The organism is Streptomyces cynarae, assembly GCF_025642135.1.
Classification (GTDB): Bacteria; Actinomycetota; Actinomycetes; order Streptomycetales; family Streptomycetaceae; genus Streptomyces; species Streptomyces cynarae.
Genome location: NZ_CP106793.1, coordinates 3,299,304 through 3,325,120, shown reverse-complemented (window position 1 = coordinate 3,325,120; position 25,817 = coordinate 3,299,304). Strand labels below are relative to the sequence as shown.

22 protein-coding genes, 1 tRNA gene and 2 pseudogenes are annotated in these 25,817 nt (G+C 70.3%); 8 read left to right on the top strand and 17 right to left on the bottom strand.

Annotation, left to right across the window (positions count from 1 at the left end):
* Positions 1-59: 59 nt before the first annotated feature.
* The 3 genes and pseudogenes from N8I84_RS15455 to N8I84_RS15445 all read right to left on the bottom strand — a co-directional run bounded on the left by N8I84_RS15455 (position 60) and on the right by N8I84_RS15445 (position 3,314).
* A complete protein-coding gene (locus tag N8I84_RS15455) occupies positions 60-962 on the bottom strand; it encodes a carbohydrate ABC transporter permease (protein WP_263230085.1) in 903 nt (300 codons plus the stop codon).
* 11 nt (positions 963-973) lie between these two features.
* A pseudogene (locus N8I84_RS15450) lies at positions 974-1,983 on the bottom strand (carbohydrate ABC transporter permease).
* A gap of 5 nt (positions 1,984-1,988) precedes the next feature.
* On the bottom strand, positions 1,989-3,314 hold the full coding sequence (locus N8I84_RS15445; RefSeq protein WP_263230084.1) for an ABC transporter substrate-binding protein: 1,326 nt from the start codon (positions 3,312-3,314) through the stop codon (positions 1,989-1,991).
* Positions 3,315-3,650: 336 nt separating this feature from the next.
* Between N8I84_RS15445 and N8I84_RS15440 the strand changes: the two genes are divergently transcribed.
* Positions 3,651-4,706 carry a LacI family DNA-binding transcriptional regulator gene (locus N8I84_RS15440; RefSeq protein ID WP_263230083.1) on the top strand — a complete coding sequence of 352 codons (1,056 nt, stop codon included), beginning with the start codon at positions 3,651-3,653 and terminating at the stop codon, positions 4,704-4,706.
* A 49-nt stretch (positions 4,707-4,755) separates the two neighbouring features.
* Here the strand turns inward: N8I84_RS15440 and N8I84_RS15435 are convergent, their stop codons facing one another.
* Together N8I84_RS15435 and N8I84_RS15430 are read right to left on the bottom strand one after the other, a co-directional pair.
* Complete coding sequence (locus N8I84_RS15435) at positions 4,756-5,256, bottom strand: GNAT family N-acetyltransferase (RefSeq protein ID WP_263230082.1); 501 nt, start codon at positions 5,254-5,256, stop codon at positions 4,756-4,758.
* Positions 5,257-5,281: 25 nt separating this feature from the next.
* The gene (locus N8I84_RS15430) at positions 5,282-5,722 is read right to left on the bottom strand and encodes a winged helix-turn-helix transcriptional regulator (RefSeq protein ID WP_263230081.1); all 441 of its coding nucleotides are present in this window, start codon (positions 5,720-5,722) and stop codon (positions 5,282-5,284) included.
* Between the two features lie 78 nt (positions 5,723-5,800).
* Between N8I84_RS15430 and N8I84_RS15425 the strand changes: the two genes are divergently transcribed.
* The 3 genes from N8I84_RS15425 (at position 5,801) to N8I84_RS15415 (ending at position 8,447) form a co-directional block, all read left to right on the top strand.
* Positions 5,801-6,442 carry an NADPH-dependent F420 reductase gene (locus tag N8I84_RS15425; protein ID WP_263230080.1) on the top strand — a complete coding sequence of 214 codons (642 nt, stop codon included), beginning with the start codon at positions 5,801-5,803 and terminating at the stop codon, positions 6,440-6,442.
* Between the two features lie 46 nt (positions 6,443-6,488).
* Positions 6,489-7,217: a L,D-transpeptidase family protein gene (locus N8I84_RS15420; protein WP_263230079.1), complete on the top strand. Its 729-nt coding sequence runs from the start codon at positions 6,489-6,491 to the stop codon at positions 7,215-7,217.
* 96 nt (positions 7,218-7,313) lie between these two features.
* Positions 7,314-8,447 carry a DUF4037 domain-containing protein gene (locus N8I84_RS15415; protein ID WP_263230078.1) on the top strand — a complete coding sequence of 378 codons (1,134 nt, stop codon included), beginning with the start codon at positions 7,314-7,316 and terminating at the stop codon, positions 8,445-8,447.
* Between the two features lie 52 nt (positions 8,448-8,499).
* Here the strand turns inward: N8I84_RS15415 and N8I84_RS15410 are convergent.
* The 4 genes from N8I84_RS15410 to N8I84_RS15395 all read right to left on the bottom strand — a co-directional run bounded on the left by N8I84_RS15410 (position 8,500) and on the right by N8I84_RS15395 (position 11,397).
* A tRNA-His gene (locus tag N8I84_RS15410) sits at positions 8,500-8,572 on the bottom strand.
* Between the two features lie 128 nt (positions 8,573-8,700).
* The gene (gene orn / locus N8I84_RS15405) at positions 8,701-9,303 is read right to left on the bottom strand and encodes an oligoribonuclease (protein ID WP_263230077.1); all 603 of its coding nucleotides are present in this window, start codon (positions 9,301-9,303) and stop codon (positions 8,701-8,703) included.
* Positions 9,304-9,466: 163 nt separating this feature from the next.
* Positions 9,467-10,699, bottom strand: a complete 1,233-nt coding sequence (locus tag N8I84_RS15400) for a helix-turn-helix domain-containing protein (RefSeq protein WP_263230076.1) — start codon at positions 10,697-10,699, stop codon at positions 9,467-9,469.
* A 377-nt stretch (positions 10,700-11,076) separates the two neighbouring features.
* Positions 11,077-11,397, bottom strand: coding sequence for a hypothetical protein (locus N8I84_RS15395; protein ID WP_390899031.1), 321 nt, complete (start codon positions 11,395-11,397; stop codon positions 11,077-11,079).
* Between the two features lie 352 nt (positions 11,398-11,749).
* Here N8I84_RS15395 and N8I84_RS15390 point away from each other — a divergent pair, with 352 nt between their 5' ends.
* Both N8I84_RS15390 and N8I84_RS15385 read left to right on the top strand, forming a co-directional pair.
* On the top strand, positions 11,750-12,277 hold the full coding sequence (locus N8I84_RS15390; protein ID WP_103838671.1) for a universal stress protein: 528 nt from the start codon (positions 11,750-11,752) through the stop codon (positions 12,275-12,277).
* A gap of 324 nt (positions 12,278-12,601) precedes the next feature.
* Positions 12,602-13,168 (top strand): GPR1/FUN34/YaaH family transporter, encoded by a 567-nt coding sequence (locus N8I84_RS15385; RefSeq protein WP_263230075.1) that lies wholly within the window; start codon positions 12,602-12,604, stop codon positions 13,166-13,168.
* A 125-nt stretch (positions 13,169-13,293) separates the two neighbouring features.
* Here the strand turns inward: N8I84_RS15385 and glmS are convergent, their stop codons facing one another.
* Complete coding sequence (glmS, locus tag N8I84_RS15380; protein WP_263230074.1) at positions 13,294-15,111, bottom strand: glutamine--fructose-6-phosphate transaminase (isomerizing); 1,818 nt, start codon at positions 15,109-15,111, stop codon at positions 13,294-13,296.
* A gap of 74 nt (positions 15,112-15,185) precedes the next feature.
* Positions 15,186-15,443, bottom strand: a complete 258-nt coding sequence (locus N8I84_RS15375; RefSeq protein ID WP_263230073.1) for a hypothetical protein — start codon at positions 15,441-15,443, stop codon at positions 15,186-15,188.
* 165 nt (positions 15,444-15,608) lie between these two features.
* Here N8I84_RS15375 and N8I84_RS15370 point away from each other — a divergent pair, with 165 nt between their 5' ends.
* Positions 15,609-17,174, top strand: coding sequence for a purple acid phosphatase family protein (locus N8I84_RS15370; protein ID WP_263234768.1), 1,566 nt, complete (start codon positions 15,609-15,611; stop codon positions 17,172-17,174).
* A gap of 23 nt (positions 17,175-17,197) precedes the next feature.
* Here the strand turns inward: N8I84_RS15370 and N8I84_RS15365 are convergent, their stop codons facing one another.
* Complete coding sequence (locus tag N8I84_RS15365; protein WP_263230072.1) at positions 17,198-18,076, bottom strand: DUF4429 domain-containing protein; 879 nt, start codon at positions 18,074-18,076, stop codon at positions 17,198-17,200.
* Between the two features lie 95 nt (positions 18,077-18,171).
* On the opposite strand from N8I84_RS15365, the pseudogene N8I84_RS15360 reads away from it, so the two are divergent.
* Positions 18,172-19,760, top strand: a pseudogene (locus N8I84_RS15360) (beta-N-acetylhexosaminidase).
* Positions 19,761-19,824: 64 nt separating this feature from the next.
* On the opposite strand, the gene N8I84_RS15355 reads toward N8I84_RS15360, so the two are convergent.
* The 5 genes from N8I84_RS15355 to N8I84_RS15335 all read right to left on the bottom strand — a co-directional run bounded on the left by N8I84_RS15355 (position 19,825) and on the right by N8I84_RS15335 (position 25,811).
* A complete protein-coding gene (locus N8I84_RS15355; RefSeq protein WP_263230071.1) occupies positions 19,825-21,597 on the bottom strand; it encodes an IucA/IucC family protein in 1,773 nt (590 codons plus the stop codon).
* Positions 21,594-22,136, bottom strand: a complete 543-nt coding sequence (locus N8I84_RS15350) for a GNAT family N-acetyltransferase (protein ID WP_263230069.1) — start codon at positions 22,134-22,136, stop codon at positions 21,594-21,596. The genes N8I84_RS15355 and N8I84_RS15350 overlap by 4 nt, the downstream gene beginning before the upstream one ends.
* Positions 22,133-23,416 carry a lysine N(6)-hydroxylase/L-ornithine N(5)-oxygenase family protein gene (locus tag N8I84_RS15345; RefSeq protein WP_263230067.1) on the bottom strand — a complete coding sequence of 428 codons (1,284 nt, stop codon included), beginning with the start codon at positions 23,414-23,416 and terminating at the stop codon, positions 22,133-22,135. The genes N8I84_RS15350 and N8I84_RS15345 overlap by 4 nt, the downstream gene beginning before the upstream one ends.
* Positions 23,400-24,866, bottom strand: a complete 1,467-nt coding sequence (gene desA / locus N8I84_RS15340; protein WP_263230066.1) for a lysine decarboxylase DesA — start codon at positions 24,864-24,866, stop codon at positions 23,400-23,402. Before desA ends, N8I84_RS15345 begins: the two co-directional genes overlap by 17 nt.
* A gap of 120 nt (positions 24,867-24,986) precedes the next feature.
* Positions 24,987-25,811: a siderophore-interacting protein gene (locus N8I84_RS15335; protein ID WP_263230064.1), complete on the bottom strand. Its 825-nt coding sequence runs from the start codon at positions 25,809-25,811 to the stop codon at positions 24,987-24,989.
* Positions 25,812-25,817: the final 6 nt, after the last annotated feature.

Below are 25,817 nucleotides of genomic sequence, written 5' to 3'. Positions count from 1 at the left end.
CGGCGGGCGACCGCGGCGGGCGGCCGCCACGGCGGATGGGCGGCCACTGCGGATGGGCGTCAGCCCTTGACCGCGCCCTGCATGATGCCGCCCACGATCTGCTTGCCGAAGATCGCGAAGACCAGCAGCAGCGGCAGCGTACCGAGCAGCGCGCCCGCCATGATCAGCGACTGGTCGGGGGTGTAGCCGCGGCCCAGACCCGCGACCGCGACCTGCACGGTCGGGTTGCCGTTCTGGGTCAGGACCAGGAACGGCCACAGGAAGTCGTTCCACGTCTGCACGAACATCAGCATGCCCAGGACGGCCATCGCGGGGCGGGCCGCCGGGAACACGACGTGCCAGACCACGCGCCAGCTGCTCGCGCCATCCATGCGGGCGGCCTCGATGATCTCGTCCGGCAGCGCCTGGATCAGGTATTGCCGCATGAAGAACACCCCGAACGCGCTCACCAGCGACGGCAGGATCACTGCCTGAAGCTGGTCGGTCCAGTCCAGCTTGGCGACCATCATGTACAGCGGGATCACGCTCAGCTGCGGCGGGACCATCATCGTGCCGATGACGATCAGCATCAGGGCGCCCTTGCCCTTGAAGCGCAGTTTGGCGAAGGCGAACCCGGCGATCGTCGACAGGAAGACGATCGTCGCCGCCGAGACGCCCGCCACGAACGTGGTGTTGAAGAACGCCTTGCCCAGATTGGCGTCGTTCCAGGCGATCTCCAGGTTGTTGAACAGGTTCGAGCCGAACCAGAACGGCGGGGGCGTCTGCGCGAGCCGGTTGTTGTTGCGCGAGGCGGCGATCGCCGTCCACACCAGCGGGAGCAGCGAGCCGATGCTGAAGAGGATCAGGATGGCGTACGCCACGGGACCGGCGTGGAGCTGCCCGCCGGCGCGCGCGGCCTTGGGCCGGCGTACGCGTTTGGGCTCCCGGGTCTTCTCCTCGGGCTTCGTCAGGGTCGTCGTCACGGCCGGTTCTCCTAACTGCTGGCGCGCAACCGGCGCGAGATGACGTAGTTGACGATCCCGATCACGATGAGGATCAGGAACATCGTCCAGGCGATGGCGGAGGCCCGGCCCAGGTGCTGGTTCACCCAACCCTGCTCGTACAGGTACAGACCCAGCGTCTGGAACTGGTGCTCGGCGCCGCCCGACGCGCCCTTGTTCGCGTCGAACAGCAGCGGCTCGCCGAAGACCTGGCTGGCGCCGATCGTCGACACGACGACCGTGAACAGGATCGTCGGCCGCAACTGGGGCAGCGTGACATGGAAGAACTGCTGCCAGCGGTTGGCCCCGTCCAAGGCCGCCGACTCGTACAGGTCCTGGGGGATGGCCTGCATGGCCGCGAGGTAGATCAGCGCGTTGTAGCCCGTCCAGCGCCAGATGACGATGGACGAGACGGCTATCTGCGAGGGCCACTTCTCGTTCTGCCAGTCGATGGCGTCGATCCCGACGAAGTGCAGCGCCCAGTTGATCATGCCGTAGTCGCGCCCGAAGAGCAGCACGAACACCAGCGAGGCGGCCGCGATCGAGGTCGCGTACGGCGCGAGCATCACGACCCGGTAGAAGGTCGAGGCGCGCAGCTTGTAGTTGAGGATGTGGGCCAGGCCCATCGCCATCAGAAGCTGCGGGACGGTCGAGATGATCCCGATGGTCAGGGTGTTCTTCGCCGCGTTCCAGAAGAAGTCGTCGTCGAAGATCCGGGTGTAGTTGCGCAGCCCCGCCCACTCCATGTCGGTGGGCGCCGTCAGCTCCACCGTGTGCAGCGAGGCCCAGGCCGTGTAGACCAGCGGGAACAGGCCGAAGGCGATGAAGAGCAGGAAGAAGGGCGAGACGAACGCGTACGGGCTCCAGCGGAGGTCCCGCTGCCAGCGCCGGGAGAGCCGTGCGCGGCGCCGCTGCTCCGCCTCCGTGGGTACGGCGGGCGGGCGGCCCGGGGCCGCGCCCCCTCCTTGGCGGGGGGCGCGGCGGTGTCGTGCCGGGTGGCCATGCCGGTCACTTCTCCAGGTTGTTGTCGATGGTCTTCGTGGCCGTGTTCCAGGCCTCCTCGGCCGACTTGCCCTTCGTCACGAGGATGACGCCGTTGTCGGTCAGACCCTGCTGGATGATCTGGTCCTTCGGGCCGATGACCTGGACCGGGCTGGACTTGGCGGCCTCGGCGAAGATCGTGCCGATCGGGGCGTCACCGGTCATCTCGTTCTTGGCGCCGGTGACCTCGGGGGAGCTGTACGCCGCCTGCGCGCTCGGGAAGCTGCCCTGGACGCTGAACAGCTTGGCCTGCTGCGCGGGCGCGGTCAGCCAGGCGGCCAGCTCCTGGGCCTCCTTCACGTGCTTGCCGCTCTTCGGCACGGTCAGGAAGGAACCGCCCCAGTTGCCGGACTTGGGCGCGACGGCCACGTCCCACTTGCCCTTGGCGTCCGGCTTCGACTTGCCCTTGATGTAGCCGAGCATCCACGGCGGGCAGGCCATCGCGGCGAACTTCACGTTGGCGATCGTCTGGTCCCAGGTCGGCTGGAACTGCGTCTGCGCGCCGATCAGGCCCTTCTTCGCGGCGTCCGCGGTCAGGTCGAAGGCGGCCTTGACGGCGGGGTTCGTCTTGTAGATGACCTTGCCGGAGGAGTCGTAGAACTTCTCCTTCTCACTGCTGAGGACAGCGTTCAGCAGACCGCCGGGGGAGTCCCAGAAGGTGGTGCCCTGCGGCGCCTTCTTCTGGTAGCGCTCGCCGACGCTGACGAGCTTGCTCCAGTCGCCGGACCACAGCTTGCCGACCTCGGTGCGGTCGGTGGGCAGACCGGCCGCCTGGAAGAGGTCCTTGCGGTAGCAGACCGCCATCGGGCCGACGTCGGTGCCGAGGCCGATCGTCTGACCGTCCTTGGTGGTGGCCTGCGCCCACTTCCAGTCGAGGAAGTCGGCCTTGTTCACGCCCGAAACCTTGGAGAGGTCCGTGAGCTTGGCCGCCTGGGTGCTGACGACCTCGGCTATGTTGCCGACTTCGACGCCCTGGATGTCCTGCAGACCGCTGCCGGTGGTGAGGTGGTTGACGAGCGCCGGGTAGTAGTTCTCGTTCCGCTCGGTGACGTTCTCGGTGATCTTGATGTTGGGGTGGAGCTTCTCGTACTCGGCGTAGAGGCCGGCCTCCTTGAAGCCGAAGGTGCCGAAGAGCCCGAGGCTGATCGTGGTCTTGCCGCTGCCACCGCCGTCCGGCGAAGAGCCGGACTTGTCTCCGCCGTCGTCGGCACAGCCGGCCAGCAGCCCGGCGCCCAGCACTGCGACGGCCGTGAGGGCTATCGCCTTGTGGCCGGATCGGGTACGTGCTCGCATGTCGTCCTCCAGTTGCCCTGACGTGCCGACCCCCCGGCCAACTTCTTTGCTGGGCCCGTGTCTTGTCGCTGCGGCTCGGGCGGGGAACGTGCGGGATGTGTATGGGGCAGGTGCTGTGGGAGCGCTCCCACAAGTGATGTGTTGAAGGGTCGTGGGTCCGGGCGGGGGTGTCAAGGGAGCTGACGCTGTCAGACGCGTTCAGTTATCGGGACGTTAACTGGCCGCGGTGAAGGACCGCCCCCGGGCGCGATCGTCCCCAAGCGGCGGTCGCGAAGCCGCACGGGACTGTTACATTCCAGGCCAGGCGCGCGACGCGCGGTGCGACGGGAGGCGACCATGACAGGCCACGGAACGCGGGGCCGGAGTGGCCGGCGGCCGACTCTTGAGGAGGTCGCCGCACGGGCCGGCGTGGGCCGCGGCACGGTCTCCCGGGTGATCAACGGCTCGCCCCGGGTGAGCGACGCGACGCGCGCGGCCGTCGAGGCGGCGGTCGCGGAGCTGGGATACGTGCCGAACACCGCGGCCCGGGCGCTGGCCGCGAACCGTACGGACGCGATCGCGCTCGTCGTCCCCGAGCCGGAGACGCGGTTCTTCGCGGAGCCGTACTTCTCGGACATGGTGACGGGAGTCGGGGCGGCGCTGTCGGACACCGAGATGCAGCTGCTGCTGATCTTCGCGGGCAGCGACCGGGAGCGGCGCAGGCTGGCGCAGTACCTGGCGGCGCACCGGGTGGACGGCGTCCTGCTGGTCTCCGTCCACGCGGACGACCCGCTGCCCGACCTGCTCGCCCAGCTGGAGATCCCGGCGGTGATCAGCGGCCCCCGCTCGGCCTCGGAGACCCTGCCGTCGGTGGACTCGGACAACTACGGCGGCGGCCGCTCGGCGGTGGAGCACCTGATCGCCCGCGGCCGCGCCCGCATCGCCACGATCACCGGCCGCCTCGACGTCTACGGCGCCCAGCGGCGCATCGAGGGCTACCGGGACGTGCTCAGGGAGGCGGGCCGTGCGGTGGACGAGGCCCTGATCCTGCCCGGTGACTTCACCGAGGAGGGCGGCCGGCGCGCCATGACGGAGCTGCTGGCCCGCCGCCCGGACCTGGACGCGGTGTTCGCGGAGTCGGACGTGATGGCGGCGGGCGCGCGCCAGGTGCTGCGGGAGGCGGGGCGCCGTATCCCGGACGACGTGGCGCTCGTGGGGTACGACGACTCGGCGATCGCCCGCCACATGGACCCGCCGCTGACGAGCGTGCGCCAGCCGATCGAGGAGATGGGCCGGGCGATGATCGACCTGCTCCTGGACGAGATAGCGGACCGCCGCCCGGTGGCCTCCCGGACACTGGACCGGCGGCAGGTGGTGCTGCCGACGGAACTGGTGGCGCGGGACTCGTCCTGACGCGCCCGTAGCGGGCGAGCCACGCGCGAGCCCCTGCCCGGCGCGCGTGTCAGCCCGGCAGCGACAGCTCCCACCTGATCTCTCCGTCCTGGCGCTGGTCCGTCGGTGCCAGGCCGGACGCAGCCGCCACGGACTGCGACGCCCGGTGGGCCGGGTGGATGTGCGCGACGACCGTGGTGACGTGCTGCTGCCCGAGCCAGTCGACCAGTCCCCGGGCCGCCTCCGTGGCCAGCCCCTGGCCCTGCCACGCCGTTCCGACGACCCACGCGATCTCCGTGGCGCGGTCGGTGACCGTCGCCTGCACCGTGCCCACGAGACGGGACTCCCCACGCTGGAACAGCACCCAGTTGCACCAGAAGACGGCCGGGTCGGGCGAGCCGGAGACCAGCCGTTCGTAGCGTGCGCGCAGGGCGGCCGGGGAGTGCGGCACGCCGCCGGTGTACGTGTGCAGCCGCGGGTCGGCCAGGGTCTCGGCCATCTCCTCGGCGTGCTCGACGCGCAGGGGCAGCAGGTCCAGGCGGGCGGTGCGGATCGGTTCGGGGCTGAGCACTCGGTGGGGCCCTCTCTGCGTCTTTTCACTCGGCGGGGCGGCCGGGCGTGAGGGCCGGCCCGTACGTGCGGGCCGCGGCCGGCTGAACGCGGCGAACGTCGTGGGGAGCCGTCGCCGGTTCCCCACGCTCCTGCGCCGCCATCACCTCGTCGCCGTGCTCGAACGCCCAGGCGCCGAACGCCTCGATCGGCGGCAGCAGGCTCCGCCCCAGTTCCGTGAGTCCGTAGTCGACGCGGGGTGGGGCGCCCGGGCGGGCGCGGCGCTCGACCAGCCCGTTGAACTCCAGTCGGCGCAGGGTCTCGGTGAGCACCTTGGGGCTTACGCCGCCGATCCGCTCGCGCAGCCGGCCGGGGCGCTCGGGGCCCTCGCGCAGCGCCCAGATCACCACTGGGTTCCAGGTGTTGGCCAGCAGGTCGAAGGCGAGCCGGGCACGGCAGTCGGCGATGAAGCCCTGGTCGACGGTCACTTACCGAATGGTGCCCGAACAGCTTCCTACTGTCGTTCCGAATACGGGAACAGGACCACCACACGGGGAGTGGGGACGATGAGGATCGGGATCGTCGGCACCGGCGCCATGGCGGACGCCCTGGGCGGCCAGTGGGCACGGGTCGGCCACGACGTACTGGTGGGCGGGCGGGACACGGGCCGCTCGGCAGCCCTGGCCGGAAGGATCGGCGGACGGGCGGGAAGCCTGCGCCGCGTCGTCGAGCACGGTAGGGACGCGGTGCTGCTGGCGGTGCCGTACGCGGTGGCCGCCGACATGGTGTCCGGTCTGTCCGACACCCTGGCGGGCCGGACGCTGATCGACTGCACCAACCCGGTCGGCCCGGGCTTCCTCCTGGAGACCGGGGGCGGTCCCTCGGCCGCCGAGCGCATCGCCGCGGCCGCCCCCGGCGCACGCGTGGTCAAGGCGTTCAACCTCTGCCATGAGAGCGTGTGGCGGCTGACCCCGCCCGTCTTCGACGGCCGTCCCCTAGCGGTTCCGCTGTGCGGCGACGACGCCTCGGCCCTGGAGACGGTACGCCGCCTGGTGCACGACCTCGGCTGCCTGCCGCTGGACGGCGGAGGGCTGGAGCGGGCGGCTCTGCTGGAGGCGACAGCGGCCTTCCTCATCGGACTGTGGGTGGGCCAGGGGGCGGACGCCCAAGCGATCGCACCGCCGTTGGAGTACTCGGGGGCTGTGTGAGGGGCCGTGCCCACCGGCCCCGGACCGGACTGCGACCATGGGACGCATGCGAAAAGGCGGTGCGATACGGGCAGTCGTGGTGGGGGTGTGCGGTGTGCTGACGATGTCCCTGGCGGCGTGCGGGAGTTCGGATCACCGGCGCGCCTCCGCGGCCCGCGGCCGGGCGGACCGCGCGTCGTGGAAGAAGACGGACATGACGCGTATACCCGGCATCGGTGACCGGCTCTGGCAGCGCGTGCCGGCCGACTCCCGCCAGGTGGTCGCCGTCTACGGCGCGGACCGCAACTCGCCCGACTCGACCGTCGCGCTCTTCACCAAGCACGGCTCCACCTGGAAGCAGGAACGTTCCTGGGCGGCCCACAACGGGAGAAAGGGCTGGACGACCGACCATCACGAGGGCGACCAGCGCAGCCCGGTCGGCGTGTTCACGCTGAGCGACGCGGGCGGAGTGCTCGACGACCCGGGAGCCGAGCTGCCGTACACCGAGTCCGCGTCGTTCCAGGCGCCCCGCACCTGGAGCAAGTCCTACTGGCACGACTTCGACTACGTCATCGCCATCGACTACAACCGGGTCAGGGGCACTCCACCCGATGACCCGACCCGGCCGCTGGGCCAGTCGAAGGGCGGCGACATCTGGCTGCACATGGACCACGGCAGCGGCACATCGGCGTGCGTGAGCGTGTCCGAGTCGGCGATGCGGTACCTGCTGCGCACCCTCGATCCGAAGCAGCACCCGGTCGTGGTGATGGGCGACAGGGCGGAGCTGAACGCCTGACGGTGCGTCCGACCGGGCCGGTGACGGGGCCGCCGGTGGAGCTCCCGCGCGGATAACCGGTGGCCCCGGCGGTGACGCGCCCAGCACAGTGAGGCCATGGCGACCTACGAAGCCCGGTTCATGCCCGGCCTGAAGCTGTCCGCGATCCTGTACGAGGAGGCCGTGGGGCCGCTGCTGCGCGAGGCCTTCCCGGGACTGCGGTACGCGGCGGCGCGGATCGGCAGCGGTTCCGAGGTGCTGGGTTTTGACACACCCCGCTCGGCGGATCACGAGTGGGGACCCCGGTTGGAGCTCTTCCTCTCGGCCGAGGACCGCGCCCGGCACGGCGACGACATCCGCCGCCTGCTGGCCGAACGGCTGCCGAAGCAGCTGCGCGGCTGGCCCACCCACTTCCAGGAGAGCGACGACCCGCTGGACCCGGTCGGACGCATGCGGCTGACCGGCGGCCCGGTCAACCACCGTGTCGACGTGCACGACGTCGAAGGCTGGCTCGCAGAGCGGCTCGGGCTGCGCTCGGCCGGCCGGGAGCCGAGCGTGCGCACTTGGCTGGCGATGCCCCAGCAACGGCTCGCCGAGACCACCGGCGGCGCGGTGTTCCACGACGTGCTCGGCACCCTCACCGCCGCGCGGCGCCGGCTGGCCTGGTACCCGGAGCAGGTGTGGCGGTACCTGCTGGCGTGCCAGTGGCAGCGCATCTCGCAGGAAGAGGCGTTCGTGGGACGCTGCGCGGAGGTCGGCGACGACATCGGCTCCGCCGTCACGGCCGCCCGTCTCGTACGGGACCTGATGCGGCTGTGCCTGCTGCTGGAGCGCCGGTACGCCCCCTACGGCAAATGGCTGGGCAGCGCGTTCGGCCGGCTGCCGGTGGCCGCGTCGCTCACTCCGTCACTGCGCGGTGCGCTGGCGGCGACGGACCATCCGGCCCGGGAAGGGCACCTGTGCGACGCGTACGAAGCGGTCGCTTCCCTGCAGAACGCCTCCGGACTGACCACCCCGGTGGACCCGAGGCCCCGCCCCTACCACGCACGCCCGTTCCTCGTCCTGCGCGCCGAGCGCTTCGCACAGGCCCTGGCCCACACGGTCACGGACCCCGATCTTCGCGGTCTGCCCCTGGTCGGAGGCGTGGACCAGTGGGCCGACAGCACCGACCTGCTCGGCCGGCACCGTGTCCTTCAGGCGGCGATGGGCGCCCTCGAAGAAGAGCCGTGTGCAAAAGAAGAGCCGTGCTGAAAAGCAGTTCAGCCGGCGACCTGCTCCCACAGGCCACCGGCTGACTACGAAGGGTGAGTGACGGGACTCGAACCCGCGACATCCTGGACCACAACCAGGTGCTCTACCAGCTGAGCTACACCCACCATGACCGGTGTTTTCGCAGTGGTTTCCCCCACCGGCCGAGAAAAAGTGTACAGGGTCCGAAGGGGTGCTCGCGCCAGCGTTTCCCCGTGCGTCGGGCGTGGCGCCCCGTCGGGCCCCGCCGAGACCGCTACCGAGCGGGCAGCACGTGCTTGGCCGCGATCGTCCGCGCCGTGTCGGAGTCGGGGCCCGGCTGCGATACGAAGATCGCCTCCCGGTAGTAGCGCAGCTCCGCGATCGACTCGCGGATGTCGGCCAGCGCCCGGTGGTTGCCGTTCTTCTCCGGACTGTTGAAGTAGGCCCGCGGGTACCAGCGCCGGGCCAGCTCCTTGATCGAGCTGACGTCCACGATCCGGTAGTGCAGGTAGTCCTCCAGCGTCGGCATGTCGCGGGAGAGGAAGCCGCGGTCCGTGCCGACGGAGTTGCCGCACAGGGGCGCCTTGCCCGGTTCCTTGACCCACTCCCGTACGTAGGTCAGGACCTGCTCCTCGGCGTCGGCGAGCGTCGTGCCGGCCGCCAGCTCGTCGAGCAGTCCCGAGGCGGTGTGCATCTGACGCACCACCTCCGGCATCGTCTCCAGTGCCGCGTCCGGCGGCCGGATCACGATGTCCACCCCCTCGCCGAGTACGTTCAGCTCGGAGTCGGTGACCAGCGCTGCCACCTCGATGAGCGCGTCGTCGGACAGCGAGAGGCCGGTCATCTCGCAGTCGATCCACACCATGCGATCGTTCATGTGTCCCACCTTATGGCCCGGGCGTGGCATGCGGACCGCCCGTGCATGTGACCTGTGCACGGGCGGATACGGCGACGGGCGGGACCGGGGTCCTACGACCCCCGGTCCCGCCCGTCCTCGCCGGTGGGCCGGCGCACGCCGGTGCGCCGGCACGGCGGTGGTGCTACTGCGCGCTGCGCTGCCCCGGCACGCTCGGGCGGCCCGCCGCGTACAGCTCGGGCACGTGTTTGCCCGGGTGGTCCGTGGACAGGGGCGCCGAGGGACCGATCCCGTTCGTCGCAGCCGTCCGGCGGGTCTGCATCGGGAGCTGGGCGGACTCGGGCGCGGCCTGCGGCGCGGGCGGGCCGGAGCTCTCGGCGTCCGCCTGCCGGTCGCTCTGCGGGCGGCGCGCCCGGTACGCGGCCCGGTAGGCAGCGGGCGACGAGCCGAGCTGGCGCCGGAAGTGGCCGCGCAGCGCGACCGGCGAGCGGAAGCCGCAGCGCCCGGCGACCTCGTCGACCGAGTAGTCGGAGGTCTCGAGCAGCCGCTGCGCCTGCAGCACCCGCTGGGTGATCAGCCACTGCAGCGGCGCGCTGCCGGTGAGCGAGCGGAACCGCCGGTCGAACGTCCGCCGGCTCATGTACGCGCGCGCCGCCAGCGTCTCCACGTCGAACTGTTCGTGGAGGTGTTCCAGCGCCCAGGCGACGACCTCCGCGAGCGGGTCGGCGCCGATCTCCTCGGGTAAAGACCGGTCGAGGTAGCGCTCCTGGCCTCCGCTGCGGCGCGGCGGGACCACCAGGCGCCGGGCGAGCGCGCCCGCCGCCTCGTTGCCGTGGTCCGTGCGCACGATGTGGAGGCACAGGTCGATGCCGGCCGCCGTACCGGCCGACGTCAGGACGTCCCCGTCGTCCACGAACAGCTCGCGTGGGTCGACGTGCACCGACGGATAGCGCTTGGCCAGCGTCGGTGCGTACATCCAGTGCGTGGTGGCCGGCCGCCCGTCCAGCAGCCCTGCGGCGGCCAGCACGAAGGCGCCGGTGCACAGCCCCACGATGCGGGCGCCCTCCTCGTGCGCCCGGCGCAGCGCCTCGAGCGCCTCCTCCGGTGGCGGAGAGGTGATCGACCGCCAGGCCGGCACCACGACGGTGCCCGCCCGCGAGATCGCCTCCAGCCCGTACGGTGCGGTCAGTTCCAGGCCCCCTGTGGTCCGCAGCGGGCCTTCCTCGCCGGCCGCCACCAGCAGGCGGTAGCGCGGCACTCCGGCGTCCTGGCGGTCAATCCCGAACACCGAAAGCGGAATGGAACTCTCGAAGATGGGGCCGCCGCTGAACAGCAGCACCGCGACGATCTCCTTGCGGCGTCGCCCGGACAGCTTCCGGGCCGCGGCGTCCGGCGCGGCAGTTGAGTCATGGCTCATCCTGCTAAGCCCCCCTCGGTGGTCGCGGCTCCTCGGTTGTGTCGCTCCTGCACGTTTCCCCTCGGTCCTGCACGAGTCCCCCGCCGTAGACAGTCATGATCGAATCTACTGTGTCGCGCGGTGCCGGCGTGACCAGTTCACCATCCGGCACATTGTCGACATGGCAACTTGGCGTGAAGCATTCGATCACGAAGGGTTGCACTCGTGGAGCGTGCAGGGAAGTGCGCCTCGTCCCGGTGGCCAATCCCCGTAGGGTGCGGGCGCCGTCCGGGACCCTTTCAGCGCAGGTGGAACGGGGGGTGGGGGGCCGTTCCACGGCGTGATGCATGAGATTGAGAAGTTGGCTGAAAAGATACGGGCGCGTGCGCGGAAACCGGTCAGTCGACCGGAGTGTTTCCACCACTGTGACGTCCGCCTCTGTGCGCCCCCGCTCCGGTCCGGCTGTGGCGTCCTCGGTGCGGGGCGATCTCCTCGGCCCGCAGGCGTGCGGCACCCCGCTGCGACTGCCGGAGCAGCGCGCCGCACGCGATGGTGACGGCCGCCAGACCGAGGGCGGTGCTGATGGCGCCGGCGAGCGAGGTGCCGCACCAGACGAGGACGACGGGGACCAGGACGCAGCAGAAGCCCGCCCAGCGGGTCACATCGCTCACGGTGTCAGGCGCGGTGCGCTTCTGCGCGGCGATGCGGGGTCCGGGCACGGCGCGCTTCTGCGCGGCGGTGCGGGGTCCGGGCACGGCGTGCTCCCTCCGGCGGTGGGTCACCGGATTCAACGCGGACCCGACCGGTCGGTCACTGCCGCGTCCCGTGGTGCGCCGTCCGCTCCGGTGTGTGCGTGAACGCCGTGCAAAGCGCCTGTACGGGGCAGCAACCATTGCGTTACGGGCGTTCCCTCGTGCATGCTCCCTGGAACCCCGTGCAGCCTGTGCGGGATCTGGGCTAAGGAGGCGTGCCGCCGTACCCTTGGGGGTATGGGGACGGGAAGACGATTCCCGGACACAGCTCCGCCGCACACCGTCGTCCCCGACAAAGGATCACATCGCCGAGACAGCCATGGCCGGTCACGAATTCTCCGAACCCGCGGACCGCAAGCGGCCGGTCGCCGACCCCACGGCGACCGATCCCCTGGCGGCGGAAGAGCCACGCCCTTCGTGCGATCCCGCGTTCAAGCACGGCGTTGTCGTCGGCTTCGACGGCTCCACCTCCAGTGAGCGCGCCCTCGCGTACGCGATCGGCATGGCGTACCGCTCGGGGTCGGGCCTGATCATCGTCCACGTCGCCAACCGGCTGCCCACCACGGTGTGGGCGGGCTGCGAGCCGCCGGTCTTCGTGGACGTGCCGGACCACCGTACGGAGGTTCTGGGTCTGGAGCTGGCCTGCGCGGATCATCTCGCCGACGTGCCCTGGATCCTGGTCGAGCGCGGCGGTGACATCTGCCACGAACTCGAAGAGGTGGGCCGCGAGTACGAGGCGGACGCGATCGTCGTCGGCTCCACGCACGGCATCGTCGGCCGCATCTTCGGCTCGGTCGCCGGCCGCCTCGCCAAGCGCGCCCAGCGCCCGGTGATCGTCATTCCCTGAGTTGTCGCTCCGCGCAGGCCCCTGATTCGACCACCGGGGTGCCCGGGCGGGCCGTACGCCGACTGCCGGGCGTGCGTGGTTGCGCGCGCCGTTCCCCGCGCTCCTTGGGGGGCGCGATTTACAGCCACCGCGCGCCCCCGGCTCGCACCTCCGCCGTTGTGATTCCGCAACTCCCCGTTGGCCCAGGTGAGATGCGCCGTGGGTAGCGCGAACTCCCTTTTGGTTTCCCCTGGAAATCTTCGTGCGCGGAGGTGTTTGTGCCCTTGTGAAGGGCATATATCGGTCACCGCGTACCGTACACGCAGGACAAGAAGGGAGCCCGCCGTGGACAACGACGTCTCTGCGGGAGGCACCACCACCATCGTCGGCCGGCTGGCGCTCGGCGTCACGCTGCTGGCCTTCGGGCTCGGATCCACCAAGGTCATCGACGGCGTGACGACGGCCGACGCCGTGTCACTGGCCCACTATGTCGGCGGCGTGGCCCTGTTCGTCGTCGGCCTGCTCGCCTTCCGCGACCGTGACACCGCCGCGGGCACCGCCTTCTCGGCGCTCGGCGCCCTGTGGTTCACCTGGGCCGTCACGGCCGGCAACCAGATGTCCGACCACGCCGCCGGACTCTTCCTCCTGCTGTTCGCCCTGGTCACCCTGAGCCTGACGCTCGGAGCGTCCGGCGGCCTGCTCGACCAGGGCACCTACGGGCTGTTCTTCGTCTCGCTGCTGCTGCTCGCCATCGGCCGCCTCGCAGGCAACGACGCGCTCGGCAAGGTCGGCGGCTGGTTCGCCGTGGCGGCGGGAGCGGTGGCCTGGTACGCGGCGACCGCGGCCCTCGCCCACTGGCCCACCACCCTTCCGCGACGCGCTGCCGGCCGGGGGGTGACGGCCGCCGGCTGAGGCAGCGACCGGGCCGGGGTTTGGGCGGCCCCGGCCCCTGAAAGAGCAACCCCCTGTGGTGGTGGCACACAGGGGGTTGCTGACGCTCGAACTCGCGAGATCGCGGCGCGGTCGGCCGGCGCGGACTACTCCACCGTCACGGACTTCGCCAGGTTCCGCGGCTTGTCGATGTCCCGGCCCAGCGCCAACGCCGTGTGGTAGGCGAGGAGTTGCAGCGGAATGCCCATCAGGATCGGGTCCAGCTCGTTCTCGTTCTTCGGCACCACGATCGTGTGGTCGGCCTTCTCCTGCTCCTGGTGCGCCACCGCGAGGATCTTGCCGCTGCGGGCCTTGATCTCCTCCATGGCCGCGCGGTTCTTCTCCAGCAGGTCGTCGTCCGGCACGATCGCGACCGTCGGCAGGGCCGGCTCGATCAGCGCCAGCGGACCGTGCTTCAGCTCGGAGGCCGGGTAGGCCTCAGCGTGGATGTAGGAGACCTCCTTCAGCTTCAGCGAGGCCTCACGGGCCACCGGGTATCCGCGCACGCGCCCGATGAACAGCATCGAACGGGCGTCCGCGAACTGCTCCGCCAGCTTCTTGATCTCCTCCTCCTGCTTCAGGACCTCGGAGATCTGCTCGGGCAGCTTCCGCAGGCCCTCGATGATCCGCTTGCCGTCACGGACGGACAGGTCGCGGGTGCGGCCCAGGTGCAGTGCCAGCAGCGCGAACGCCACCGTCGTGTTGGTGAAGCACTTGGTGGACACCACGCACACCTCGGGCCCCGCGTGGACGTAGATCCCGGCGTCCGACTCCCGTGCGATCGCCGAGCCGACCACGTTGACGACGCCGAAGACCCGCGCGCCCTTGCGCCTGAGCTCCTGCACGGCCGCCAGCACGTCGTAGGTCTCACCGGACTGCGACACCGCCACGTACAGCGTGTCGGGGTCCACGACGGCGTTGCGGTAGCGGAACTCCGACGCCGGCTCGGCGTCGGCCGGGATACGGGCCAGCTCCTCGATCATCTGGGCGCCGATCATGCCCGCGTGGTACGAGGTGCCGCAGCCGAGGATCTTCACGCGGCGGATCTGCCGCGCCTCGCGGGCGTCCAGGTTCAGGCCGCCCAGGTGCACGGTGGAGAACCGGTCGTCGATGCGGCCGCGCAGCACCCGGTCCACGGCGTCGGCCTGCTCGTGGATCTCCTTGTGCATGTAGGTGTCGTGGCCGCCCATGTCGTACGACTCGGCCTCCCACTCCACGGTGGTCGGCTCGGCCGTCGTACGGGTGCCCTCGGTGGTGTAGGTGCGGAAGTCGTCGGCCTTCAGCGTCGCCATCTCACCGTCGTCCAGCGTCACTATCTGGCGGGTGTGGGCGACGAGGGCGGCGACGTCGGAGGCGACGAACATCTCCTTCTCGCCGATGCCGAGCACGACGGGGGAGCCGTTGCGGGCCACCACGATCCGGTCCTGGAAGTCGGCGTGCATCACGGCGATGCCGTACGTGCCCTCCACCAGCCGCAGCGCCTGGCGGACCTTCTCCTCCAGCGTCTCGGCCTGGGAGCGGGCGATGAGGTGGGTGAGGACCTCGGTGTCGGTCTCGGAGAGGAACTCGACGCCGTCCGCCTCCAGCTTCTTCCTCAGCTCGGCGGCGTTGTCGATGATGCCGTTGTGGACGACGGCGACCTTGTTGTCGGCCGACAGGTGCGGGTGCGCGTTGACGTCGGAGGGGGCGCCGTGGGTGGCCCAGCGGGTGTGGGCGATGCCGGTGGTGCCCTTGAAGCGCGCGGGGACCTTGGCCTCCAGGTCGCGGACCCGGCCCTTGGCCTTGACCATCCTCAGGCCCGCCGACTTCGGCGAGGTGATGACGATGCCCGCCGAGTCGTAGCCGCGGTACTCCAGCCGCTGCAGACCCTCCAGCAGGAGCGGGGCCACATCGCGCTTACCGATGTATCCGACGATTCCGCACATATGTTTCCTTAAGTCCCTTTTGGCCCCGTCTGGATGGGGCGGTCATCCGGTGGCTCAGTCCTGGAAGTGTGGACTCAGCCGTAGACGATGCGCCGCAGTTGCCGGAGCGTGAGCTCGGGCGGTGCCACCGCGCGATACTTCAGGTCCGCATCGATCCGCTCGAAGATCGACGCGTTCACCAGTCCGTGGGCCTGGAGTTCGCGGTGGCGGCGACGGACGAACTCCTCGGTCGTCTCGTCGAAGTAGGCGAGCACGTCCTGGACCACACGCAGCGCCTCGCCCCGGTTCAGGGGCGTGGTCCGCGTCAGGTGATCAACAAGTTCGTCGTGCACCCGGTAGATCCTGAGGTATGAGCGTCGGAATCGCAAGAATCATGCCCGATTTCGGGCAGATGCCTGTTGAAGTTCTTATGGGATCCCGTTCGACGGCTGTCCATCCTGTGTCCTGCGCCACGTTGATTATGTGGAGGAAGTTCTGGCCACATGGACATACCTCGTATGGGAGTACCGGAGAAGCTCGCGGCCCGCATGAGCATGGCGGAGCAGCACGAGTACCTGCGCGCGAGATTCTCCCGGCGCACGATGATCAGAGGTGGAGCAGTCACCCTGGGCGCTGTCGCGGGTGGCGCATTCGTACCGGGTGCCACCGCCCAGGCCGCCGTTCCGACCCAGAGCACCGCCCCCGCCGTCGAGAGCGTCGACGGCGCCCTCGTCGCCCCGTTCGGCCGCCACCTCGCCTTCGGCAACGACCCGCGCACCGAGATCACCGTCTCCTGGCAGGTCCCGGTCGCCGTGAAGAACCCGTTCATCCGGATCGGCGCCCATCCCTGGGACCTGTCCCGCAGGATCCCCGCCGAGGTCCGCACCCTGTACACCCCGGCGGGCGTCGGCGCGAGCGGCGACCACACCCAGTACTACCTGCACGCCAAGCTCACCCACCTGCGCCCCGGCAGGACGTACTACTACGGCGTCGGCCACGAGGGCTTCGACCCGGCCGAGCGCCACCTGCTGGGCACCCTCGGCACCTTCACCACCGCGCCCGCGCACAAGGAGCCGTTCACCTTCACGGCCTTCGGCGACCAGGGCGTCAGCTACCACGGCCTGGCCAACGACAGCCTGATCCTGGGCCAGGACCCGGTCTTCCACCTGCACGCCGGCGACATCGCCTACGCCGACCCGTCCGGCGCCGGCAAGACCGCCGACACCGGCTTCGACTCGCGGGTGTGGGACCAGTTCCTCGCCCAGACCGAGTCGGTCGCCAAGTCCGTGCCGTGGATGGTCTCCTACGGCAACCACGACATGGAGGCCTGGTACTCGCCCAACGGCTACGGCGGCGAGGAGGCCCGCTTCACGCTGCCCGACAACGGGCCGGACAAGAAGAACCTGCCGGGCGTCTACTCCTTCGTCTACGGCAACACGGCGATCATCTCGCTGGACCCGAACGACGTCTCCTTCGAGATCCCGGCCAACCTCGGCATCTCCGGCGGCACCCAGACCACGTGGTTCGAGGCGCAGCTGAAGAAGTACCGCGCGTCGAAGGACGTCGACTTCATCATCGTGTTCTTCCACCACTGCGCGTACTGCACCTCCACGGCGCACGCCTCGGAGGGGGGCGTGCGACAGGAGTGGGTGCCGCTGTTCGAGAAGTACACGGTGGACCTGGTCATCAACGGCCACAACCACCAGTACGAGCGCACCGACGTCATCAAGGGCGACAAGGTCGCCAAGAAGCTGCCGATCGGCGAGACGGCCTACCCCGAGACCGAGGGCGTCGTCTACGTGACGGCGGGCGCGGCCGGCCGCAGCCTGTACGCGTTCACCGCACCGGACTCCTACGAGGGGCACCTGAACGAGGTCGACTCCGTCGCCTCCTTCATCAACACCAAGGACGGCAAGGTCAACGAGACCGTCGCCTGGTCCCGGGTGCGCTACCTCAACTACTCGTTCCTGCGCGTGGACGTCGAGCCCGCGCCGCGCGGCCACTACGCCAAGCTGAAGGTCTCGGGCATCGCCGAGACCGGTGACCGCATCGACCACTTCACGGTGGCACGCCGGGCCAAGTAGCGAAACCTCACGGCAGGCGGTCCTCACATGCTTTTGAGGACCGCCTGTTTGGCCATCGCGAACTCCTCGTCGGTGAGCACCCCTTCGCGGTGCAGCTCGCCCAGCTCCCGCAGCCGTCGCAGCAGGGCGTCGTGCTCGTTCTCCGCGGCACCCCGCGCGGGCGCGGACAGCTCCTTCGGCAGAGGTACGGCGTCCACGGGCGCCGCCGGGTGCGGCAGCCGGGCCTGGACGGCCGCCGCGACGAGCGCCATCAGCGCGTCCTTCCTGAAGCCCCACAGCTCCACCGAGTCGGGGTCGTACTTCGGCGGCGCCTTGGTCCCGGCCCCGCGCACGGTGAAGCGGAGGCAGCCGTTCTCCAGACCCGCGGCCGGCTGCCACTCCACGGCGGTGATGTCGGCGACCGGCAGGGTGCGCGCGCCCGCGGCCTGCTTCGCGTCCTCCGTCTTCCAGTTCCACTCCAGGCGTACCAGCTCGCCGTCGAAGCTCGCCGTGCCGTCCCCGGCCGACACGGACAGCGGGACGGAAGGGCCGGGCAGCAGATAGCGGTCGACCGGCTCGGTGGGCACCTGCGCCAACATCAGCGCGTCCCGCACCTCGTCCGCCACGTACTCGGCGACCCCGTAGCGGTCGGACTCGACGGTCAGCCGGTACGGGTCGTCGGAGTCCTTCAGCCTGCGGCCGGTCGCCTGCAGCAGGGGACAGGCGCCGTCGCGCAGCCGCAGCCTGAGCCGTCCGGCCTTCTTCCCCTGCTCGAACGAGATCCCCGCCAATGCCTCGAGCGGAACAGTCAGTTCACCCAACGTGCGACGGAACAGCCCGACGCTCTTGTCACGACCCGGGGTCAGCCGTAAGGCGTCACCGTCGAAACTCCACGTGCCGTCCTTCTGGATGATTTCCGCCATGCCGGGGATTGTTCCACCCCGTTCGCGAGAGAGTGGTCTATACCCATCGCGGCCGGAGTGGACCGGCCCGTGGCACATCGTGGAAGGGAGCGCATGTGACACAGCACCACAGAACGCCCCGCCTCCTCGGCACCCTGCTGCTCGTCGCGGCGGCGGGGCTGTCCGTCACCGCCGCGGCACCCGACCGGGCCGCCCGCACCGCCACCCCCTCGACCGCGTGGTCCCGGCGCCCGCCTCGGTCCACCCGGGCGGATCCCCGTACGAGATCACCCCCGCTACCCGCATCCGCGTGGACGGCTCCGACGAGGTGCGCCGCATCGGCGGCTACCTCGCCGACGTCCTGCGGCCCTCGACCGGCTACCGGCTGCCGGTCACCACGCACGGCACCGGCGGCATCCGGCTCCGCCTGCAGGACGGCCCGTACGGCGCCGAGGGCTACCGCCTCGACAGCGGCCCCCGAGGCGTCACCCTCACCGCCCGCGAGCCCGCCGGCCTCTTCCACGGCGTTCAGACGCTGCGTCAGCTCCTGCCCGCAGCCGTGGAGAAGAAGACCGTGCAGCACGGCCCCTGGCCGGTCGCGGGGGGCACCATCACGGACAGCCCGCGCTACGCCTACCGCGGCGCGATGCTCGACGTCGCCCGGCACTTCTTCACCGTGGCCCAGGTCAAGCGTTTCCTCGACGCCCTGGCCCTCTACAAGGGCGACGCTCTGCATCTGCACCTGAGCGACGACCAGGGCTGGCGCATCGCCGTCGACTCCTGGCCGCGCCTGGCGAGCCACGGGGGCTCGACGCAGGTCGGCGGCGGCAAGGGCGGTTACTACACCAAGGCCGACTACCAGGAGATCGTGCGCTACGCCGCGTCACGCTACGTCGAGGTCGTCCCCGAGATCGACATGCCCGGCCACACCAACGCCGCCCTGGCCTCGTACGCCGACCTGAACTGCGACGGCGTGGCGCCGCCGCTGTACACCGGCACCGACGTCGGCTTCAGCTCGCTGTGCGCTCCCAAGCAGGTGACGTACGACTTCGTGGACGACGTCATCCGTGAACTCGCCGCGCTCACACCGGGCCGCTACCTCCACATCGGCGGCGACGAGGCGCACTCCACCAGCCACGACGACTATGTGAAGTTCATGGACCGCGTGCAGCCGATCGTCGAGCGGTACGGCAAGACGGTGATCGGCTGGCACCAGCTGACCGGGGCGCACCCGGTCAAGGGGGCGCTCGCACAGTACTGGGGGCTCGACAGCACCGGCGCGGCCGAGAGGGCCCAGGTCGCCGAGGCCGCGCGCAACGGCACCCGGTTGATCCTGTCCCCGGCCGACCGGGTCTACCTCGACATGAAGTACACCGCGGACACACGGCTCGGACAGGACTGGGCGGGGCTGGTCGAGGTGCGCCGCTCCTACGACTGGGACCCGGGCGCCTACCTCCCCGGCGCGCCCGCCTCCGCGATCGCCGGAGTCGAGGCACCGCTGTGGTCCGAGACGATCGTCACGGACCACGACATCGACTGGATGACCTTCCCGCGGCTGCCGGGCGCCGCCGAACTGGGCTGGTCACCGGCGGCCACGCACGACTGGAACACCTACAGGGTGCGGCTCGCCGCCCAGGCACCACGCTGGGACGCCCTCGGCATCGCCTACTACCGCTCGCCGCAGGTCCCCTGGCCTGCACAGTAGCCGAAGCGTGACGGGCACCCCGGTGGACCGTACACCGGGGTGCCCGCCCGTCTGCGACCGCGGACTACAGGCCCGCGATCGGGTTCCTCAGGGTCCCGGCCAGTTGCAGCGCCCCCGACGGGTCCGCCAGGTCCACCATCTGCTCGTTGTTCCGCAGTTGCAGCCGGTTGAGACAGGACAGGGCGAACTCCGGGGCGAACAGGTCGTACTGGCGGAACCTCTCGGCGAGCTGCGGGTTCGCGTCCTGGTACTCGTGGGCGACCTCCGCGACCGTCCGCCAGAAGTCCTCCTCCTCGAGGATCCCCTCGGTGGCGAGGTTCGCCGCGACGAAGCGGAGGAAGCAGTCGAAGACGTCCGTGAAGATGGACAGGAGCTTCTTGTCCTCCGGGACCTCCACGCGGATGCGCGCCACCTCCGGCGGCAGCACCGCCTCCGGGTCCATGACCGCGATCTCCTCCGCTATGTCCTTGAAGATCGCGCGCTGTACGACGCCGTCCTTCAGGACGAGGATGACGTTCTCGCCGTGCGGCATGAACACCAGGTCGTAGGCGTAGAAACCGTGCAGCAGCGGGGTGAGGTAGGCCCGGAGATAGTGCCGCAGCCACTCCCTCGGCGGGAGCCCCGAGCGCTCGATCAGCGCCCCCGCGAAGGACGCGCCCTCGTGGTCGACATGGGCGAGGGACGCCATGGTGGCCAGTGCCTCGCCGTCCTGGAGCGAGGGCACCGGGCTCTCCCGCCACAGGGCCGCGAGCATCTTCCGGTACGGGGAGTAGCGGTCGGTGGCGGCCTCGTACTCCAGGTGGTGGTAGCCGACGGCCGCGCGCTCCCGGATGATCGTCAGGCCCGTCGACTTCAGCACCGGGTCGTTCTCGATCAGCCGTGCCAGCCAGTCGTTGATCGCCGGGGTGGCCTCCATGTACGCGGCCGACAGCCCCCGCATGAAGCCCATGTTGAGCACGGACAGGGCCGTCTTGACGTAGTGCTTCTCCGGGTGCGAGGTGTTGAAGAAGGTCCGTATGGACTGCTGCGCCAGGTACTCGTCGTCGCCCTCGCCGAGGCACACCAGGTTCCGGCGGGCGACCTCGGCGGCGAAGGTGACGGTGAGCTTGTTCCACCACTGCCAGGGGTGGACGGGTATGAGGAGGTAGTCGGCCGGGTCCAGGCCCTGGTCGCGCAGGACGCCGTGGAACCGCTCGACGGTCCCGGTGCCCAGCTCCTGCCGGATGAACGACTCGTACTCGAGACCGACCCCCGCCGTGAACGCCGCCCGCGAGCGGTGCGCCGCAAGCCACACCAGCCGCACCGGGCTCGCGGTCTCGGGCGCGTACGACAGGTACTCGTGGATGCCGAAGCCCAGCCGCCCGTTGTTGGCGACGAAGCAGGGGTGGCCCTCCGTCATCCCGGACTCGATCGCCTGGAAACCGGAGCGGGCCAGCTCCGCCGACGGGATCTGCGGCTTGGCGAGCTTGTAGCAGATGCCGGCGACGGTGGAGGAGATCTCTTCCAGATAGACGGGCAGGATGTCGTCGCTCAGGCCCAGCGACCGCCTGAGCTCGATGAAGAAGTCGAGTGCGGCGAGCGGCAGTTCGCTTCCGTCGCGGTGACGGGTGATCGAGTCCCCGTCGACCCGCCAGTGGTCGAGGGCGTGCAGGGTGGCCGTGAAGCGGTAGCGGGTGAGCCCGTCGTCGCTGCGGACGAGGTACCGGCCGTCCTCCTCCCGCTCGGGGGTGATCAGCCGTTCATGGGCGAACTCGGCCAGCGCCTTGCGGATCAGGAGGCGGCCCGCCTTCTCCCAGCGCTCGGGGGACAGATGGGCCACGGCGTCGGCGAGGGTCATGCCGCCACCGCCTTCTCGAACCGCTCACGGGTGCAGAAACTCAACAGGGCCTTCTTCTCGGGCTTTTCGATCTCGCGTTCGGGCACGAACCCGACCGCCTCGTTCAGGGCGTGCACCGCCGTGTTGCGCACATCGGGCTCGACGACGACCCGCCGGGTGGCGGAGTCCTCGAACAGGTGCCGCATCACGGCGGTGATGACGGCCCGGGTGAACCCGTGCACGGGCGTGTCGGTCGGCGCCACCAGGAAGTGCATGCCGATGTCGCCCGGCTCCGGCTCGTACAGCCCGACCAGCTCCCGGTGGGCCGGGTCGTACCTCTCCATCAGGAAGGCGGGCTCGCCGTCGTGCAGCCCGAGGAGCGCGTGGTGGTGCTCGTCGGCCGCGATCTCCCGGTAGGCGAGCTCCACGTCGCCGACCGTGGCGTCCTGCATCATCCAGAAGGCCGCCTTGGGGTGCGTGACCCAGGCGTGCAGCAGCCCGGCGTCCCGGCCCGGGTCGACGGGGCGAAGGGTGAAGGTGCCGATGTCGACGGTGCTCATACCGCGAACTCCTGGAAGGCGATGGTCTTCTCGACGGGGTAGTACTCGGTGCCGAGCAGCTCCCGGATGATGTACGCGTTCCGGTAGGCGCCCATGCCCAGGTCGGGTGAGGTGATCGAGTGGGTGTGGACGCCGGCGTTCTGCAGGAACACGCCCCGGCCGGTGACGTCGATCGCGTAGTTGCGGGCCACGTCGAAGTTGCCGTGCCGGTCGTAGCGCAGGCGGTCGCGGACGGGCCTCAGGAACTCGGGTTCGACGTACTTGTATCCGGTGGCGAGGATCAGGCCCTGGGAGCGCAGCTCGTAGTCCTTCTCCTGCTCCTCCTGGCGGAAGGTGAGGGTGTAGGTGCCGTCCTCGTAGGCGGCCCTCGTCAGGGTCGAGTTGGTGAGCAGGCGGGTCGGGACCGGGCCGTCGAGGTTCTTCTGGTACAGCAGGTCGAAGATCTCGTCGATCAGATCGCTGTCGATGCCCTTGAACAGGCCCTTCTGCTGCTCCGTGAGGCGGTAGCGGGTCCGCTCGGGCAGCGCGTGGAAGTAGTCGATGTACTCCGGGGAGGTCATCTCCAGCGTGAGCTTGGTGTACTCGAGGGGGAAGAAGCGCGGGGAGCGGGTCACCCAGTTCAGCCGGTAGCCGTGGACGTCGATCTCCCCGAGCAGGTCGCGGTAGATCTCCGCGGCGGACTGGCCGCTGCCGACCAGGGTGATCGACTCCTTGGCCTGGAGCCGGTGCTTGTGGTCCAGATAGCGGGAGTTGTGGATGGCGTCACCGCCCAGACCGCGGCAGGGCTCCGGGATGTGGGGAGGGGTGCCGGTGCCGAGGACCAGATGACGGGCGCGGTAGGTGTCCCCGTCCTGCGTCCGTACGACATACACCTCGTCCTGGTCCGCGTACGTCACCTCGGTGACCGTCGTGTTGAAGCGGACGCCGGCGAGTTTTCCGGCGGCCCAGCGGCAGTAGTCGTCGTACTCGACGCGCAGGGGGTAGAAGTTCTCGCGGATGTAGAACGAGTACAGCCTGCCCCGCTCCTTCAGGTAGTTGAGGAAGGAGTACGGGGAGGTGGGGTCGGCCAGGGTGACCAGGTCCGACAGGAACGGGGTCTGGAGGTGGGCGCCCTCCAGGAACATCCCCGAGTGCCACTCGAAGGTGGGCTTCGCCTCCAGGAAGACGCCGTCGAGGCCGTCGATCGACTCGGTGAGGCAGGCGAGGCCGAGGTTGAAGGGGCCGAGCCCGATCCCGACGAAGTCGTACGTCTTCCCGGTGGCTTCAGGACGCGCGGTCAAGGGACTCTCCCAGGTACTGCTCGGCGTGGCCGGCGATCAGATCGAGGACGGCTGTGATGTCGTCCACCGTGGTCTCGGGGTTGAGCAGGGTGAACTTCAGGTAGTGGCGGCCCGCGACCTTGGTGCCCGCGACGACCGCGTCACCGGAGGCGAACAGGGCCTTGCGGGCGTGCAGGTTGGCGCGGTCGATGTCGGCCGGGTCGGTGACGGCGGAGGGGATGTAGCGGAAGACGAGCGTGGACAGCTGCGGTTCGACGACGACGTCGTAGCGCGGGTCGGCGGCGAGCAGCTCCCAGCCCTCGGCCGCCAGGTCGCAGACCTCGTCGAAGAGCTGTCCGATGCCGTGGGCGCCCATCACGCGCAGCGTCATCCACAGCTTGAGGGCGTCGAAGCGGCGGGTGGTCTGCAGGGACTTGTCGACCTGGTTGGGGATGCGCTCCCGCACCGCGCTGCGCGGGTTGAGGTACTCCGCGTGGTAGGTGGCGTGCCGCAGCGTGGCGGCGTCGCGGACCAGGACGGCCGACGAACTCACCGGCTGGAAGAAGGACTTGTGGTAGTCGACGGTGACCGAGTCGGCGCGTTCGATGCCGTCGAGGAGGCCGCGGCGGCGGGGCGAGACCAGCAGTCCGCAGCCGTAGGCCGCGTCCACGTGCATCCAGGTGCCGTACTGGGCGCACAGCTCGGCGATCTCGGGCAGCGGGTCGATGGAGCCGAAGTCGGTGGTGCCGGCGGTGGCGACGACGGCCATCGGGATCAGACCGTCCCGGGTGCACCGCTCCAGCTCGTGGGCGAGGGCGACGGTCTGCATGCGCCGGTCGTGGCCGACGGGGACGGCGACGACGGACTCGGGGCTGAGGCCGAGGAGTTTCGCGGACTTCCTGACGCTGAAGTGGCTCACCTCGGAGGTGAGGATGCGCAGCCTGGCGAGAGTGTCCGATGCTTCCCACCCTGCCCCCTCCGGCTTGGCCTCCTCGCGGGCCAGCAACAGCGCCTGGAGGTTGGACTGGGTGCCGCCGGAGGTGAACACGCCGTCGGCGGCCGGGCCGAGGCCGATCCGCTCGGCGGTCCAGTCGATGAGCCTGCGCTCGATCAGGGTGCCGCCCGCCGACTGGTCCCAGGTGTCGAGGGAGGAGTTGACGGCGGACAGGACGGCCTCGCCGAGCACGGCCGGGATGACGACCGGGCAGTTGAGGTGGGCGAGGTAGCGGGGGTGGTGGAAGTAGACCGCGTCGCGGAGGTAGAGCTCCTCCAGCTCGTCCAGGGCCGCGGTGGTGTCGTGCAGCGGGCGGTCCAGGTCGATCCCGTCGATGCGGGGGGCGAGGGCGTCGACCGTGACGCCGGTGAACGGACGGTCGGTGGTGGCGAGTCGGTCGGCCACCCGCTCTACTCCTTCGGTCACGGAGCGGCGGTAGTGCTCCGCGGTGAGGTCATTGAGCAGGTGCGAGCGCATGTGGGTCCTCCGGTGGGGGAGTCCGGGCGGGACAGCAGAGGGCGAAGTCGTCTCTGTTGGGACTTAGGTTAGCCTAACCTAAGTTCGATCTAGGGAAACTCCGCCCCGTGGTGACCGCCGTCACTGCTGCTCGCGCACCTGCTCCTCGCTCAGCCCGTGCCGCCAGTAGCCGACGAAGGTGACACGCCGCCGGTCGACGCCGCGCTCGCCGACGAAGTGTCGGCGCAGCTCCTTCACCCGGCCGGCCTCGCCCGCGATCCACACGTACGGGGCCTTCGCGGGCGGGAGTTCGGCGTCCCGCAGCGCGACGAGAGTCATGGGGGACCTCTCGCCGTCGCGTACGAGCCAGGTGATCCCGGCGTCCGCCCGAGTCACCAGGTCCTGGATGTCACCCGCCTGCCCGACCTCCAGCCAGACCTGGGCGCGCGTGCCCGGGGGCAGCGACTCGAGGATCGCGGAGGCGGCGGGTACGGCGGTCTCGTCGCCCCACATCACGACCAGGTCGGTGTCCTCGGGCGGGCGGAAGCGGATCGCGCGGTTGTCCTCGATCGCCGGGCCGAGCACGAGGACGCGGTCGCCGGGGGTGGCGAGGGAGGCCCAGCGAGAGGCGGGCCCGGCCGGGGTGTGCAGGGCGAAGTCGATGTCGATCTCGTCGGGGTTCCGGCGCAGTGCCCGGAGGGTGTACGAACGCATCACCGCCCGTACGTCGTCCGGGAGTTCACGCCAGGCTTGCCACCATCCGTCGTCCAGCTCCAGCGGCACCACTGGTTCCGGCTGTCCGGGGTGCGGCAGGAACAGGGAGAGGCTCTGGTCGCGTCCGTCGGAGCGGAAGGCGGGCAGGTCGTCCCCGGTGAAGGTGACCCGGACGAGCGACGGGCCGAGCCGCCTCGTCCGTGCGACCTGGAGGGAAAAGAAGCGGAACGGGGCGGCTACGGCAGTCGTCACGATGAC